The 16,056-nt window shown below is 39.0% G+C and carries 17 protein-coding genes; 6 read left to right on the top strand and 11 right to left on the bottom strand.

Features of this window, described 5'->3' with window-relative positions; genetic code table 11:
• Window positions 1-262 precede the first annotated feature (262 nt).
• Together ACVWXS_RS15780 and ACVWXS_RS15785 are read right to left on the bottom strand one after the other, a co-directional pair.
• Window positions 263-583, bottom strand: coding sequence for a DUF4183 domain-containing protein (locus ACVWXS_RS15780; protein WP_456958962.1), 321 nt, complete (start codon window positions 581-583; stop codon window positions 263-265).
• Between the two features lie 36 nt (window positions 584-619).
• Window positions 620-1,081 carry a DUF4183 domain-containing protein gene (locus ACVWXS_RS15785; protein ID WP_456958963.1) on the bottom strand — a complete coding sequence of 154 codons (462 nt, stop codon included), beginning with the start codon at window positions 1,079-1,081 and terminating at the stop codon, window positions 620-622.
• Window positions 1,082-1,612: 531 nt separating this feature from the next.
• Between ACVWXS_RS15785 and ACVWXS_RS15790 the strand changes: the two genes are divergently transcribed.
• Entirely contained in the window at window positions 1,613-5,224 is a 3,612-nt protein-coding gene (locus tag ACVWXS_RS15790) for a dynamin family protein (protein WP_456959024.1), read from the top strand.
• 10 nt (window positions 5,225-5,234) lie between these two features.
• Window positions 5,235-6,044 carry a sulfurtransferase gene (locus tag ACVWXS_RS15795; RefSeq protein ID WP_427420174.1) on the top strand — a complete coding sequence of 270 codons (810 nt, stop codon included), beginning with the start codon at window positions 5,235-5,237 and terminating at the stop codon, window positions 6,042-6,044.
• 44 nt (window positions 6,045-6,088) lie between these two features.
• Here the strand turns inward: ACVWXS_RS15795 and ACVWXS_RS15800 are convergent, their stop codons facing one another.
• Genes ACVWXS_RS15800 through ACVWXS_RS15820 form a run of 5 tightly spaced genes read right to left on the bottom strand, consistent with a single transcriptional unit; the run spans window position 6,089 to window position 7,776 of the window.
• Window positions 6,089-6,283 carry a hypothetical protein gene (locus tag ACVWXS_RS15800; protein ID WP_456958964.1) on the bottom strand — a complete coding sequence of 65 codons (195 nt, stop codon included), beginning with the start codon at window positions 6,281-6,283 and terminating at the stop codon, window positions 6,089-6,091.
• Window positions 6,284-6,298: 15 nt separating this feature from the next.
• Window positions 6,299-6,571, bottom strand: a complete 273-nt coding sequence (locus tag ACVWXS_RS15805; RefSeq protein WP_456958966.1) for a hypothetical protein — start codon at window positions 6,569-6,571, stop codon at window positions 6,299-6,301.
• Window positions 6,484-6,714 carry a hypothetical protein gene (locus ACVWXS_RS15810; protein ID WP_456958967.1) on the bottom strand — a complete coding sequence of 77 codons (231 nt, stop codon included), beginning with the start codon at window positions 6,712-6,714 and terminating at the stop codon, window positions 6,484-6,486. The genes ACVWXS_RS15805 and ACVWXS_RS15810 overlap by 88 nt, the downstream gene beginning before the upstream one ends.
• Window positions 6,715-6,729: 15 nt before the next feature.
• The gene (locus ACVWXS_RS15815; protein ID WP_456958968.1) at window positions 6,730-6,960 is read right to left on the bottom strand and encodes a hypothetical protein; all 231 of its coding nucleotides are present in this window, start codon (window positions 6,958-6,960) and stop codon (window positions 6,730-6,732) included.
• Between the two features lie 15 nt (window positions 6,961-6,975).
• On the bottom strand, window positions 6,976-7,776 hold the full coding sequence (locus ACVWXS_RS15820; protein WP_456958969.1) for a hypothetical protein: 801 nt from the start codon (window positions 7,774-7,776) through the stop codon (window positions 6,976-6,978).
• Window positions 7,777-7,990: 214 nt separating this feature from the next.
• Here ACVWXS_RS15820 and ACVWXS_RS15825 point away from each other — a divergent pair, with 214 nt between their 5' ends.
• Window positions 7,991-8,821 (top strand): MBL fold metallo-hydrolase, encoded by an 831-nt coding sequence (locus ACVWXS_RS15825; RefSeq protein WP_456958970.1) that lies wholly within the window; start codon window positions 7,991-7,993, stop codon window positions 8,819-8,821.
• A 416-nt stretch (window positions 8,822-9,237) separates the two neighbouring features.
• Window positions 9,238-10,440 (top strand): NAD(P)-dependent malic enzyme, encoded by a 1,203-nt coding sequence (locus ACVWXS_RS15830; RefSeq protein WP_456958971.1) that lies wholly within the window; start codon window positions 9,238-9,240, stop codon window positions 10,438-10,440.
• A 59-nt stretch (window positions 10,441-10,499) separates the two neighbouring features.
• Here ACVWXS_RS15830 and ACVWXS_RS15835 read toward each other — a convergent pair whose 3' ends face one another.
• The 3 genes from ACVWXS_RS15835 to gdhA form a co-directional block, all read right to left on the bottom strand.
• The gene (locus ACVWXS_RS15835; RefSeq protein ID WP_456958973.1) at window positions 10,500-11,147 is read right to left on the bottom strand and encodes a Yip1 family protein; all 648 of its coding nucleotides are present in this window, start codon (window positions 11,145-11,147) and stop codon (window positions 10,500-10,502) included.
• A 279-nt stretch (window positions 11,148-11,426) separates the two neighbouring features.
• Window positions 11,427-12,113 carry a phosphoribosylaminoimidazolesuccinocarboxamide synthase gene (locus tag ACVWXS_RS15840; RefSeq protein WP_423492304.1) on the bottom strand — a complete coding sequence of 229 codons (687 nt, stop codon included), beginning with the start codon at window positions 12,111-12,113 and terminating at the stop codon, window positions 11,427-11,429.
• A 185-nt stretch (window positions 12,114-12,298) separates the two neighbouring features.
• Entirely contained in the window at window positions 12,299-13,672 is a 1,374-nt protein-coding gene (gene gdhA, locus ACVWXS_RS15845; RefSeq protein ID WP_427420167.1) for an NADP-specific glutamate dehydrogenase, read from the bottom strand.
• 187 nt (window positions 13,673-13,859) lie between these two features.
• Between gdhA and ACVWXS_RS15850 the strand changes: the two genes are divergently transcribed.
• Together ACVWXS_RS15850 and ACVWXS_RS15855 are read left to right on the top strand one after the other, a co-directional pair.
• Window positions 13,860-14,333, top strand: coding sequence for a YaiI/YqxD family protein (locus ACVWXS_RS15850; protein WP_456958976.1), 474 nt, complete (start codon window positions 13,860-13,862; stop codon window positions 14,331-14,333).
• A complete protein-coding gene (locus tag ACVWXS_RS15855) occupies window positions 14,323-15,663 on the top strand; it encodes a D-serine ammonia-lyase (RefSeq protein ID WP_456958978.1) in 1,341 nt (446 codons plus the stop codon). Before ACVWXS_RS15850 ends, ACVWXS_RS15855 begins: the two co-directional genes overlap by 11 nt.
• A gap of 78 nt (window positions 15,664-15,741) precedes the next feature.
• Here the strand turns inward: ACVWXS_RS15855 and ACVWXS_RS15860 are convergent, their stop codons facing one another.
• On the bottom strand, window positions 15,742-15,933 hold the full coding sequence (locus tag ACVWXS_RS15860) for a hypothetical protein (protein WP_049666523.1): 192 nt from the start codon (window positions 15,931-15,933) through the stop codon (window positions 15,742-15,744).
• Window positions 15,934-16,056: the final 123 nt, after the last annotated feature.

The raw sequence follows: 16,056 nt of genomic DNA on the forward strand, positions 1-16,056 counted from the left end.
AGGAATTTTGACATCGAATGAAGTTATGTCTACAGCAAAAGAAAATCAAAATTTCCGTGCAAATAATATGTATACACGGAGAAGACTCATATGCATGGGACGATTAAATCGTCAAGCGACATAGTTAGTAGTATGGATGGATGCCCTAAAATGTAGGGCATCCACTTTTAATTATAGGAAGGTATTTTATTGGAAAGTAGTGTCTCTATATGATTGTAGTATTCGATTACATATACATCTCAACCCAATTTATTCAAGAATACTAAATTGTAGTCACTAACTCTACAGCTTCAATAACGATTGGTGTTCCAGCGGAGATAGCGCCTGTAACAGTATGAAACGTTAATTCTGTAGCAGAAACTGTATAGGATGCACCTTCTTGAAGCACACCATTTATATATAAATTATAGTAACCATTTGTTACGATTGGAAAAGTAGTTGCAGCATTACCGCTATCAGTTAAGAAGGTAGTAGCAGCAACCGTTGTACCATCCGTGATCGTTAAGGGTGTAGCTAAAACATTAAAAAATCTTGTCGAAGTACCTGAAACATTTACATGGATATTAATAATGGAAAGCGCCACTTATTTTCACCCCCTTTCAAAGCGATGATTCTTATCTTATTTTGTAGAAAATCCTAATGATTCTATAATAATGGGTGTTCCTCTATAAATTGTTGAATTATAAGGATTCAAGGTTAGGGAGGTTGTAGTTATGGTATATATCCCACCCTCCTGCATAACACCATTGATATAAAGATTGACGTAACCATTTGGATTAAAAATTGAAAATTCGGTTATTGGATTCCCGTTGTCATGGAAAAATAGGTTAGCTAGTAGAGTTGCCCCATTAGTCAAATCAATATCTGATGTAACGATATAGAAATATCTATTGACTGTTGGAATAATTTCTCCATTAGGCACAATGACTGGGGGAGGGGCTACCGTAGGAATGGTGCTGACTTTTATACGGGGCCATATAAAACGATCTTCACAATCACATGCCCATTGTCGCTCGAATTTTCGGTGTTTACTATAATTTACCATATTTTTATCACTCCATTTATTTATTGTTACCCCCATAGCTTTGTTGCTTAGCTTTCATTGTTATTAGTGATGCAATCGCTCATCAAACAATTTTTAAACTTTATTTATCCTTACCTTAAAATATGAAGAAAATTATTTGCTTCTTAGATATGCATCCTTTATGAAATAGAAATTAGTAGTTTTTTTAGAAGTATCATGCTTTATTACAACACCGTGTGTACAAATATTACGTCTGAAACCCTGATATATATGCTTTTGAAAGTAAATTAGTGTTATACTTTGCTTGTCGAATAAGGTAGAATACTAATTATGACTATCTTCATTCAGAGAAACTACCACCTCTGAAATGGTAAGATGAATGCGGTTATAGTTCCTTTCCAAACATTACTGAATGAAGATCAAGCCTCTGGCGGATGTCACGGATTTTTAAAGGAGTGAATTGTGCTTGCACAATTCAAAATCCGGACGCATTGTTTATCTGTGCGAAAGCGAAGCGACAGCAACAATTACGCCAAGGCTAAATTGATTAATATGAAGATTAATATGAATAAAGGGGTTACTGGTTTTATGAATGATTTTGAACAACAGTTGGAGGGGCTTTTAAAGCAAGCCGCGTTACAATACATAATTTATCAGCATAATGATGATACAGAGCGTATGGATAAGACATCACTTTTTGCACGTAAAATACAGCAAAAAGAATATGTTATTGGCTTTGCAGGTCATTTCTCTGCTGGTAAGTCGAGTATGATTAACGCATTATCAGGTGAAGACTTACTTGCGTCAAGTCCAATTCCAACGAGTGCCAATATCGTAAAAGTCCATAAATCAGATGAAGACTTTGCGATTGTCCATATGCACAATGAAAAACCTGTGAAATTTGAAGCAGGCTATGATTTTAAAACGGTAAAAGAGCTAAGTAAAAATGGGGATCTCGTGTCACAAATTGAAATTGGACATAGCACATCGACATTACCACTAGGCGTCACTGTAATGGATACGCCAGGTGTCGATTCAACAGATGATGCACACCGTATGTCAACTGAGTCAGCCCTTCATATTGCTGATATCGTATTTTATACAATGGACTACAATCACGTGCAATCGGAATTGAATTTCCAATTTACTAAGCAATTAATGAAGTACAATCCAAACGTTTATTTAATCGTTAACATGATTGATAAGCATAAGGAAAATGAATTAAGTTTTGAGGAATTTAAAGCAACGGTTCACAATTCTTTTGCGGCTTGGGGAGTAGTACCAAAAGGCGTATTTTTCACTTCCTTAAGAGAGCCTGAACACCCTTATAACGATTTTGAGGTCGTAAAGAAAATCGTTATGGATAGTATGAATGATTGGCAGGATCAGCTTGTACAGACTGCATCAAATACATTGCGTTTATTACAAAGTGAGCATGACAATTATTTAACGGAAGAAAGACAGGATCGTTTAGATATCGATGAAGAAGTATTAAGTGCCGATGACTGGGCACACCATAAAGATATTTTAGAACAGTACAATAAATTAAATCGTCAAGTTGAATTGTTCTCAGTAGAGGCATGGAATGAAACGTTTGAAGAGCAACGTAAAGAACTACTTGCGAATGCAGCGATTATGCCTGCAGATTTACGCGATAAATTACGTCTGTATTTAGAAAGTCAGCAAGAAGGCTTCAAGGTGGGAGGTTTATTTACCGCCAAGAAAAAAACAGAGGAAGAGCGTAACCGCCGTAAAGAAGACGTCTATAGCACTTATCAAAACGTGGTGCATGCACAGATTACGGGACATTTAAAAGGGTTGATGAAAAAGGTGATAAAGGATGTTGGTGCGTTAAATGAAGAACGTGCTACAGCTATTGATGCCTACGCCTTTGAATTACCATTTTCACTTATTGAGCAGCATGTACAAGTAGGTGCAATTTTAACGGGAGATGCTGTGTTAAACTTTGCTAATCGTGTGGCAGAGGCGACTAAACGCTACTATATCCAGGAAACAGATAATTGGAAGGATGCGCAAGCCTCAACATTACAGGCGGTAGCAACAGAAACAGCTGCTCCATCTAAATTAAAAATGGCAGGGATGCAAGCGAAAGTTGATGCCATTCGTGCAGTGCTTGAAATTGAGGGTTATCAGCAATATAGTGCAAGCATTATGCATCAGGCGAGTAATGAAATTCGTAAGTTGGCAAATCAACAGCTTACAAACTGGGACAATGCCTTTAAGAAAGATTTGGCAGATATTCGATTATTTGATGAATCGATGTTAAAGCCAAAAGAGGAAGCGTTACAGCAGGAAGAAGCGCAGCAAGCCGTTAGTGCAACAAGTCTTCCTATTGAAGGTGTAGTTAAGCGTGCACTTCATACGGCAAATGCGGTAAAAGATGTACAAGGCTTTGCAGAAGTGGCAAGTTACTTAGAAAATAAAGTAGAACGATTACAGAAAAAGGATTTCACAATCGCGCTGTTCGGTGCATTTAGTGCAGGGAAATCTTCGTTCTCTAATGCGTTAATGGGTGCCAAGGTTTTACCTGTATCACCAAACCCTACAACGGCGGCAATTAATAAAATTCGTCCTGTGACTCCAGAGCATCCGCATGAAACAGCAGATGTATTGTTAAAAACAGCTGACCAAATGCTAGAGGATATTCAAGCTTCATACGCAGCAGTTGGTTTATCAGTTTCTTCTTTAGAAGAGGCATTTAATCGTGCAGATGAGGGACTTGCGGTGCAGCTATCGGACGAACGCTTAAATGTGCATAAATCATTTATTCGTGCATATAAAGAAGGATTCCCAACATTTAAGTCTGAGCTTGGGAAAGTATTACGTGTTGACCGTGTGGAGTTCGAAAAATTTGTTGCACAGGAAAACAAATCATGCTTTGTTGATAATATTGATTTCTATTATGATAGTCCGTTAACACGCATGGGTGTGACACTTGTTGACACACCAGGAGCAGATTCTATTAATGCGCGTCATACAGGTGTTGCATTTGAATATATTCGTAATGCAGATGCAATTTTGTTTATTACTTATTATAATCATGCATTTGCTAAAGCTGACCGTGAGTTTTTAATCCAGCTAGGACGTGTGAAGGATGCTTTCGAACTTGATAAGATGTTCTTTATCGTCAATGCGATCGATTTAGCGACAACGGAAGAAGAACAGGAAGATGTAAAAGGCTATGTACGTTCAGAGTTACAACGCTTTGGCATTCGCTTCCCTCGACTTTACGGTGTGTCGAGCTTAATGGCTTTAAAAGAAAAAGTAGAGGGTGCTGATTTAACATCAGGTATGCCACCATTCGAAGAAGCCTTCGACACGTTCTTAAATGATGAATTAAGCGCATTGGCTGTTCAGGCACTGGCAGAGGAAGTCGATAAAACTGAACAACGTTTAGGTGATTTGATTGCACAGACAGAAGAGAACTTAAAGCGTAAAGACGAGCGTTTAGAGGAATTAACAACACTAGAACAGCATATTAAATCGAAGTTCAATACGCTCAATACAAGTATGTTAGAAAGTGAAACGAAGCAAGAGCTTGATGAATTACTGTATTATGTCCTTCAACGCGTGTATTATCGTTACCCAGAGTTCTTTAAGGAAGGCTACAATCCGTCAACATTTGCAGCAATGCCAGCCCAGCAAGCTTTAGAGCATGCATTAAAGGAAGTAATGCAAAGCTTACGATTTGATTTTACGCAAGAAATGCGAGTAACAAACTTCCGTTTATCACAGTTTATAAGTAAGAAGATGCAACTGCGCTTTAAAGATGAAGTACGTGAGCTTAAAGAATTAAACCGCAGCTTCTCATTTTTAGCGTTTGAACCTTCTGAGCCGGATTTGCTTGATTTTGAAGGACCATTTACAGATATCGCGAAATATGCAGGGGTGAAATCACACTTCCGCAATCCAAAGGCATTCTTTGAAAAGAATGAAAAAGTGAAGCTAAGTGAGGCGCTTGAGGTATTAACGAAACCAGATGCACAAAACTACTTAGATGCACAGAAAATATCTCTCATGACATGGGCGATTACTTTTATTGCTGAGGAAGCAGAGAAATTACGTCTGTATATTTACCATCAGGCACTTGAACAAATTGCCACAGAAAGACTTGCACTTCAAGAAGAAAGTCGTTTAGCTTCTTGGAAAGCTATTTACACTCAATTACAATACGTGTGAGGTGATTCACTTGGGAAAAGTATTCAAATTAGTTGAGGAAATTCAATTAGACGGAGCCCGTTTCGTAGATGCTCGCTTTGATTTACAAGACAAAGAAGCAGGTAAAAAAGCATTTGAAGAAGGTCATGCACCAGGAGCAATTTATGTTGATTTAGAGCAAGAGCTGTCAGATATGGAGTCCAACAATGGTCGTCATCCAATGCCAAACAAGGAAAAGCTAGCGGCCGTATTTCAAGGATTAGGGTTACGCTATGAAGACCAAATTGTTGTTTACGATCAAGGAGCTGCACCATTTGCACCACGTGCTTGGTGGATGCTGACGTATGCAGGCTTTCCAAATGTAGTGATTGTGAATGGCGGTGCACCCGCTCTTGAGGAAAAGATATCGTTCACAAAAGATATTATTAAATACCCACCAACTACGATTGAATTTACTTGGCAAGATGAATTGTATGCTCCACGTCAAGCGGTAAAAGCCATTGTAGATGGAGAGGTGAATGCGACGTTGTTAGATGCGCGTGCCGCAGTTCGCTACCGTGGTGAAATAGAGCCTCTTGATAAGGTAGCTGGGCATATTCCAACGGCGAAAAACTTTGACTGGGAGCAATTAAAATCCGATGGTCAATTGCAAGCCAATGATACGTTACGTAGCAAAGTTGCACGCGACGAGCACGTAGTTGTTTATTGTGGCAGCGGTGTTACAGCATCACCATTGTATGCAGTGCTAGCAGATGAAGGTTATGAAAATATTCAACTGTATGTAGGCAGCTTTAGTGACTGGATTACAGAATATGATGTAGAAAAAGGTACAAATGAATAATTGATTGAAGACGAAACGCTCACTTCGGTGGGCGTTTTTTGGTTTTATTGGAGTGGAAAGGGGAGTAAGAGCCAAGGTGACGGATAGAAATCAGAGCGACGGAAAGAAAGGCAAGAGCGATGGAAAGAAGAGCCAAGATGACGGATAGAAATCAGAGCGACGGAAAGAAAAGCCGAAGCGACGGAAAGAAAGGCAAGAGCGATGGAAAGAAAGGCAAGAGCGATGGAAAGAAGAGGCAAGGTGACGGATAGAAATCAGAGCGACGGAAAGAAAAGCCGAAGTGACGGAAAGAAAGGCAAGAGCGCCGGAAAGAAGAGCCAGGGTGACGGATAGAAATCAGAGCGACGGAAAGAAAGGCAAGAGTGATGGATAGAAAGACAAGAGTGACGGAAAGAAAGGCAAGAGCGACGGAAAGAAGAGCCAGGGTGACGGATAGAAATCAGAGCGACGGAAAGAAAGGCAAGAGTGATGGATAGAAAGACAAGAGTGACGGATAGAAAGGCAAGAGCGACGGAAAGAAGAGCCAAGGTGACGGATAGAAATCAGAGCGACGGAAAGAAAGGCAAGAGCGATGGAAAGAAGAGCCAAGATGACGGATAGAAATCAGAGCGACGGAAAGAAAGGCAAGAGTGATGGATAGAAAGGCAAGAGCGCCGGAAAGAAGAGGCAAGGTGACGGATAGAAATCAGAGCGACGGAAAGAAAGACAAGAGTGACGGATAGAAAGGCAAGAGCGACGGATAGAAGAGGCAAGGTGACGGATAGAAATCAGAGCGACGGAAAGAAAAGCCGAAGTGACGGAAAGAAAGGCAAGAGCGCCGGAAAGAAGAGGCAAGGTGACGGATAGAAATCAGAGCGACGGAAAGAAAGGCAAGAGTGATGGATAGAAAGACAAGAGTGACGGAAAGAAGAGGCAAGGTGACGGATAGAAATCAGAGCGACGGAAAGAAAGACAAGAGTGACGGATAGAAAGGCAAGAGCGATGGAAAGAAGAGGCAAGGTGACGGATAGAAATCAGAGCGACGGAAAGAAAAGCCGAAGCGACGGAAAGAAAGACAAGAGTGACGGATAGAAAGGCAAGAGCGACGGAAAGAAGAGCCAAGGTGACGGATAGAAATCAGAGCGACGGAAAGAAAGACAAGAGTGACGGATAGAAAGGCAAGAGCGATGGAAAGAAGAGCCAAGGTGACGGATAGAATCGTCAAAGCGACGGATAGAAATCCAAAGTCGCGGATAGCGCCGCCTAAATCGCGGATAGAACCGCCAAAATGATGGATAGACCCATCAAAATCGTGGATAGAACCGTCAAAATCGCGGATAGCACCGCCCAAATCGCGGATAGCACCGCCCAAGTCCCAGATAGCGCCGCCCAAATCGTGGATAGAACCGCCAAAATGATGGATAGACCCATCAAAATCGTGGATAGAACCGTCAAAGTCGCGGATAGCACCGCCCAAATCGTGGATAGAACCGCCAAAATGATGGATAGACCCATCAAAATCGTGGATAGAACCGCCCAAATCGCGGATAGCACCGCCCAAGTCCCAGATAGCGCCGCCCAAATCGTGGATAGAACCGCCAAAATGATGGATAGACCCATCAAAATCGTGGATAGAACCGTCAAAGTCGTGGATAGAACCGTCAAAGTCGTGGATAGCACCGCCCAAATCGTGGATAGAACCGTCAAAATGATGGATAGACCCACCAAAATCGTGGATAGCACGCCAGAGCAAGCAATTTTTGAAACAATATATGTGGATTGTACCCTCTGCTACAGCAAGCTGGACTTTTTTTAATGATTGTAAAATATGATGCCATGGTCTCTCTATTAATACTGAGAGTTTTAATGGTAATCATCAATCGATGCGAATTGTTATGTACTCTTAAAATGACTGACTATTCATTTTGTGCTACACTCTTTTTACAAAGGGCAAAGGGGGAGAAAGGATGTTTAAACGAGAGAAAAGTATAGAAATTCAACGAAATCGAGATGTGCAATGTTCACATGGTAAAGTAGCGGTTGAGGGTTTTGGATTGAGTGTTTATTGCTTTTTTGTCGATGGGTTATTAATTGATACAGGTTCTTACTCACTGACACAGGAGTTCCAATCCTTTTTTAACGAGATACCGATTGAACAAGTGGCACTGACACATTCCCATGAGGATCATGCAGGAAATGCAGCATGGATTCAACAGCAAAGAGATGTACCAATCTTTGTTCATCGTGATTCGGTTAGCATTTGTGCGGAGGATGGAGACTATCCAATTTATCGACAGGCATTATGGGGGGAACGACCGGCTTTTGTAGCGCAACCATTTGGCGATACATTGCAAACGAATTCAGCAACATTGGATGTTATTGCAACACCGGGACACACAACAGATCATGTATCATTTTACAATCGTGAAACAGGTGCTATGTTTACAGGCGATTTGTATATACAGACGAAAACTAAGGTTGTCCTTGATGAAGAAAATATCGTACATACCTTGGCGTCTTTAAAGAAAATATTAAACTATGATTTTGAGGAAGTGTATTGCTGTCATGCAGGCTATATAGCGGATGGTCGAGCAAAAATACAAGAAAAAATTGCTTATTTAGAAGACTTGGAGGGTAATGTCAAGCAATTGTTTAATAAAGGTTATTCAGTAGAAGAAATCAAAAAAGCAATCTTTGTTCGTGATTATCCGATTACTAAAGTATCAAGGGAACAGTGGTCTTCCAAACATATTATCACCGCTTTTATCAATCAATTTAGGCAAGAGTCCTTTATATAAGGGCTCTTTTTTGTTGATTAGAATGAAATCTCAAAGGAAAAAGAATACTTTTGGGAGAATAATAAAAAGCTTTGTGAAAAAATGTGAAGAAAATGTGACGAAACTAGATGTGATAATGGATGCGCTTACATTAGTTTGTGAAAAATTTCTCATTTACATAAGAAAAATACTATGTGAAAAGTTGAACAGGCTAAATGGCGATATTTGTGCATTTTTTCAGATGGAAACTAATCAATTAATTATATTAAAATAATTGATTGTGAAAGTGATAACAATATGAAAAAGTGGTATTATCGATAGTAAATGGCTTTGTTTCGAACAAAAAATAAAATTGACAGAAAATTCGTTGACTTTACTTTCACAAAGTATTATGATTCTAAAATATATAATAATTCATAAGAAAAGGATGGGATTGAATGGATGTTATGAAAAAGGCTTTAGAAATGCACGAGCATTATTGTGGAAAATTAGAGGTGATCTCAAAGGTACCTGTGCAAGATTCCTATGATCTAAGTCTTGCGTATTCTCCAGGGGTAGCTGCACCTTGTATAGAGATTGAAAGAAATCCATCACTTGTTTACGACTATACAATGAAAGGAAATATGGTGGCGGTTGTTTCAGATGGTACTGCGGTATTAGGTTTAGGAGATATCGGTCCGAAGGCAGCATTACCAGTAATGGAGGGGAAGGCGATTTTATTAAAGCGTTTTGCCAATGTTGATGCTTTTCCTATTTGTTTAGATACGAAGAATACGGATGAAATCGTCAGCATTGTGAAGGCGCTTGCTCCAACTTTTGGTGCTGTAAATTTAGAAGATATTTCAGCACCAAGATGCTTTGAAATTGAAGATCGTCTCCGCCAAGAATGTGATATTCCTGTGTTCCATGATGATCAGCATGGGACGGCGATTGTCGTAGGTGCAGGGATGATTAATGCTAATCGTATTGTAAAAAAAGATGTGGCAACAATGAAGGTTGTAATTAATGGCGCAGGCGCAGCGGGGATTGCTATTTTACGTATTCTTGTGCAAATGGGTTATAAAAATATTTATATGTGTGATACAAAAGGCCTTATTTATGAAGGGCGCGCTGAAGGGATGAATCCAATTAAAGAAACGGTTGCCCATTTAACAAATCCGGAAAAATTACATGGAACATTGGAGGATGCCCTAATGGGTGCTGATGTCTTTATCGGTGTATCTGTTGCAAATTTATTAACAGAAGCGCATATTGCTTCTATGAATGAAGATCCAGTCGTGTTTGCACTAGCAAATCCAAATCCAGAAATTACGTATGAAAATGCTAAAGCGTGGGGTGTACGTGTAATGGGAACGGGACGCTCAGATTATCCAAACCAAATTAACAATGTGCTTGCTTTCCCTGGTATTTTCCGTGGGACATTGGATGTGCGAGCAACGGATATTAATGAAGTGATGAAGTTAGCCGCAGTTGAAGCGATTGCATCCCTTGTAAGTGACGAGGAATTAACAGAGGAATATATCGTGCCTAAATCATTAGATGAGCGGGTAGTTGCAATTGTTTCACGTGCTGTAAGTGGTGCTGCTGTTGAGTCAGGTGTATCAGAACTATTCCAACAAAATACAGTACTTTCAGTTTAAAAATTGCTCAAATTAAATGAAAATCTCCCACTCTCGTTATATTGAGAGGGGAGATTTTTTTACATCATACTAAAGCCGATTATGCCGAACATAAGAATGATAAAGAAAACAAAGAAAATAATAAACAGAGTAATAGAAGGGATAATAACAGTCAATATCGCTTTCCAAATTTCAAATTGATGAGCTTCTGCCACAACACCTACTGTGATAACTAATGACCAGATTGCTAGAACAAAGCTAACAAAACCAGTTATTAATAATAACCAAGGTATTGTTTCAATAGAGCTAGTGTTCATTAACGTTTCAGGTGATGTAATCAGCCAAATTAAGTAAAGTGGTATAAGAACGATATATGGTATAGCAGTTAAACTAAGGCCTTTAAATAAATCAGAGAATGTACCAGTCCCTTTGAAAATCTTACCAAACAGCCAAAATATTAATGTTGATAAACATGTACCGATAATCCCAGCAATTGGTGCAAATATCACACACAATAGTGCCATAAGCCAAGGAGAAAAATCTGAAAATTCTGGATCGATAAGCCCTGATAACGTAGAACCGATATAGCCAATTGACATAATAAGAATCGCAAACCCAATTGATTTTTCATCAATCATGTAACGTGCAGTTTGTTTAGGGTGTATCCAAGCCGATAGAAATGGATTTAGTTTTGTCCTCGCCTGTGGTGTGTCATTATAGTCTTCCATTAAACTACCTCCAAAAGAATAGAATATTGCATTATGCGTATAGTTAGTATACGGCTATGCTAATGAAAAGTTTCAAAAAAATTATTTTTTATAGAAAAAGGGCAATCGAACATTAAAAGTCAATAATGTCAGGTGTGTTGATTAAACATTTTTATCCATTCAAGAACCCTTATTTCCGCCACGGGCTACAAGTAAACCTGTCTTTTGTTGGCGCATTAAAATAGCCCTGTTAATAGTAGATTAACAAGGCTAATTTTGAATTTCATGAATGTATTATTTTTATTCAGCAAGCATAATTTTTTCTAGTTCCAAAGGCTCGATATATTGTTCGCCTTTGTAAGCACGCATATTTCCGCCAGAAATTTCATCTATTAATAAAATTTCATTTGTTTTAGCATCGCGGCCAAATTCTAATTTGATGTCGTACAGTGTTAATCCTTTTTTTGCAAGCTCGGCAGCAACAAATTTAGCAATTTCAATTGTACGTTGCTTTAAAATTGCATACTCTTCGTGTGATAACAGGTTTAACATTGCTAATGCATCTTCAGAAATAGGAGGATCTAGGCGATCGTCATCTTTGATGGTAACTTCTACGAAAGAATCTAAATCTTGTCCTTCTTTTACGTAAGCACCATAGCGACGAAGGAAAGAGCCAACTGCTTTGAAGCGGCAAATAACCTCTAAGCCTTTTCCGAAAACTGTAGCAGGTTTTACTGTCATTGTTGCATCGTTAAAGTTTGCATCAACATAGTGAGTAGGAACACCTTGATCGTTTAGTTTTGAGTAGAAATAAGAAGTTAAGCGAAGTCCAGCAAGTCCTGCACCATCGATTGTTAAGCCTACAGTGTTAGCACCAGGGTCGAATACGCCGTTTTCACCAGTTACATCATCTTTGAATTTTAATAAGTAGTGACCATCTTCTAATTTGAACACATTTTTCGTTTTACCTGTATACAATAATTCCACAAAAAACCCTCCAATATTTCATAGTACTCCATTATTATAACACGAATATTTTAAATGTTTAATAATAAAAATGTTCGTTTTAGGAGTTATTTTTGTGTTTATTAACTTTCTTTATACTAAAAAAATAAGATGATAACGAATATTCGCTATCATCTTAGGTGGAGTTGAATGGGGAAAGAATGTTATTAATATACGCCTTCAGCTAGCATACCATCTGCTACTTTTACGAAACCGGCAATGTTCGCGCCTACTACCAGGTTCCCAGGGTAACCGTATTTTTCAGCAGCGGCTTTACTGTCCGCGTAAATATCTTTCATAATTTGATGTAATTTAGCATCTACTTTTTCAAATGACCAGAATACACGGCTTGAATCTTGCGCCATTTCAAGAGCAGATACAGCAACACCGCCCGCGTTAGCAGCTTTAGCAGGTCCGAATAAAACGCCAGCGTCTAAGAATTCGTTAATTGCTTCAAGATCAGATGGCATGTTAGCTCCTTCACCAATCGCTTTTACACCATTAGATATTAATGTGCGAGCTGATTCACCGTTAATTTCGTTTTGAGTAGCACATGGAAGCGCGATATCACAAGGAATAGTCCAAATACCTGTGCAACCTTCTGTAAATGTTGCATCTGGACGATAGTTTACGTAAGTTGAAATACGATCGCCTTTTACTTCTTTAATTTCTTTAATTGCGTCAAGATCTAAACCATCTGGATCGTAAACGTAGCCTGAAGAGTCAGAACAAGCAACAACTTTTGCACCGTAAGCTTGTGCTTTTTCAATTGCATATATTGAAACGTTACCAGAGCCAGAAACTACAACTGTTTTACCTTCGAATGAATCATTGGCATCTTTTAGCATTTCGTTTACAAAGTATACTGTGCCATAACCTGTTGCCTCTTTACGAGCCAAAGAACCGCCATATCCAGGAGTTTTACCAGTTAATACACCAGATTCGCTTGCATGTGTTAAACGCTTGTATTGACCCCATAAATAGCCTACTTCTCGAGCTCCAACTCCGATATCACCTGCAGGAACATCGACATCTGGACCAATATGGCGGTATAATTCAGTCATGAATGCTTGACAGAAGCGCATGATTTCAGAGTTTGATTTACCTTTAGGATCGAAGTTTGAGCCACCTTTACCACCACCGATTGGTTGGCCTGTTAAAGCATTTTTAAAGATTTGTTCAAAGCCTAAGAATTTGATAATTGATTCGTTAACGGAAGGGTGGAAGCGAAGACCACCTTTATATGGTCCCATTACGTTGCTGTATTGTACACGATAACCACGGTTTACTTGAACTTGGTTGTGATCATCTTGCCAAGCAACACGGAAGGAAATGATGCGGTCTGGCTCAACGATACGAGATAAGATATTAGCTTTAATATATTCAGGGTGTTGTACAAATACAGGCACTAATGAAATGAAAATTTCTTCAGCAGCTTGTAAGAACTCCGCTTGATGACTGTTCTGTTGTTTTAATTGCTCGAATACGCCATCTACGTATTCTTTGGCTAATTGTTCGTTGCTAACAGTTGTAATTGTCATAGTAAAAAACCTCCAGTTAGTTGATAGTTGTATCGTATATCTATTTTTCAAACTATTCAATAAAATACTTTTTACAAAGACCTTGAGTTTGTGAAAAAATGAGCAAGGGGGGTTGAAAATTTATTATATTTAAATAATAATTGGCTACTTGATTGATCTAATTATGAGAAAGGAATGATGCCTTATTGTGAAGGTTTTAATTGACGCTGATGCCTGTCCAGTAGTGGATTTAGCGATATCTATATCATCTGAGTTTGAGATGGAAACAATCTTGTTTTGCGATACATCTCACCGTATTGAACGTGATAATGTAATAACAATTATGGTTCCGAAAGGACCAGATTCGGTTGATTTCACGCTAGTGAATGCGCTTTCAAAACATGATATTGTCATTACACAGGATTACGGTTTAGCAGCAATGGTTTTAGCAAGAGGGGGCTATCCGATTGATCAAAATGGACGAGAAATGTCCGATGAAAATATCGAACGTTTGCTCGATATGCGCCATGTTGGACAAAAGATTAGACGTGCTGGTGGACGTACGAGGGGACCTAAAAAACGAACGCAAGAAAACAATATTTCGTTCGAATTGAAATTTCGACAAATTTGTGAACGAGCAATTTTAGCCCAAAAAATGGAGGCATCTGAAGATGAAAAATAAACTAAAACACGAACTATTAAATCAATTTCCGAAACTAAATGAGTTAGCAAATAAAGATACTGTACTTTGGGAGAATACGAATTGGCAAAAAAAGGCGAGCACAAATCTTTTTTCAATGGAGGAAGTCGGGGAGGCAGAAGAGACACTAAAACGTTTTTCTTCCTATTTAACTGTAGCATTTCCAGAGCTTTTGGAAAGTAAAGGACTCATTGAATCATCTATTCAAGAAATACCATTGATCAAGAAAGCACTTGAGAAGGAATTTGATCTTCTAATACCAGGTCAATTTATCTTAAAATGCGATCATGCTTTGCCAATCTCAGGCTCCATTAAAGCTCGTGGTGGTATTTTTGAAGTATTAAGACATGCAGAACGGCTTGCGATTGCTAGTGGAAGGCTAACAATAGAGGATAATTACGCGGTGTTGGCCACAGAAGATTTTCAAACGTTCTTCCAGCAGTACACAATTGCCGTAGGTTCTACTGGTAATTTAGGACTGAGTATCGGCATTATGGGCAAAAAACTCGGCTTTAATGTCGTTGTACATATGTCGAGTGACGCAAAAGAGTGGAAGAAAGCATTACTACGAGAAAAAGGTGCGACAGTTATTGAATATGAGGCCGATTATAGCGTGGCTGTTGAACAAGGTCGCCGAGAGGCTGAACAAGATCCTATGTGTCATTTCATTGATGATGAAAATTCAAAAGACTTATTTGCAGGCTATGCGGTGGCAGCAAAGCGTTTAAAAACACAATTTGAAAAGACGAACATTACAGTGGATAATGCGCATCCATTGTTCGTTTATTTACCGTGTGGTGTAGGAGGGGGACCAGGTGGGGTTGCGTACGGCATCCGTGAAATTTTTGGAGAACACGCCCATATTTTCTTCGCTGAGCCAGTAGCATCCCCTTGTATGACAATGGGCTTAATGACAGGCTTACATGATGAAATCAGCGTAGAAGATATCGGCTTAGACAATAAAACGGAGGCAGATGGTCTAGCTGTAGGTCGTGCTTCGAAATTCGTAGGAAAAGTGATGGATACGTATATTAGTGGCTGTTATACAGTGAAAGATGAAGAATTGTTTACGTCACTTGGGTTGGCTATGAATTCGGAAGGTCTATTTTTAGAGCCATCTGCACATGCAGGGATGTTCGGACCCATTCAGTTAATGAAAAATGGACAAAGTTATTTAGAAAAGCATGATTTAGTTGATAAGATGGAGCAAGCTACCCATCTTGTATGGGCAACAGGTGGCAGTATGGTGCCGGTGGAAATGCGTGAGGAATACATGGCAAAGGTAGCGCGAGTAGGAAGAACTAATGATTAAGGTAGTTAGTTAATGAGAAAACGCAAGAATGCTATCGGAATCAACATTCTTGCGTTTATTACTTTTGCTCATCTAGAGTTATTTATATAAATAGTCCAACGCTTGATAATCTTGCTGATAGCGTCCACCGTCCGCTACTTCAGCGTGATATAGCGCTTTTAAAGCATAATTTTTTTGCAAATCCATTTCGGACATTAACTCTTTTAGGCGATCATGTAATTCACGGTTTTCTTTCACAAGTTGCTGCATTTGTGGTTTAAAATATTTCATACTGTCTAACTCCTCAATTTATAACGTGCTTATTAGTATAACACTTTTAGCTTTTGAAAATGCACTTATATTCATAATTCTGGCGGTAAAAGATTATTCAGTCAATCATGCCGTGAAGTATTG

The sequence above is a fragment of the Lysinibacillus sp. TE18511 genome (assembly GCF_054062295.1).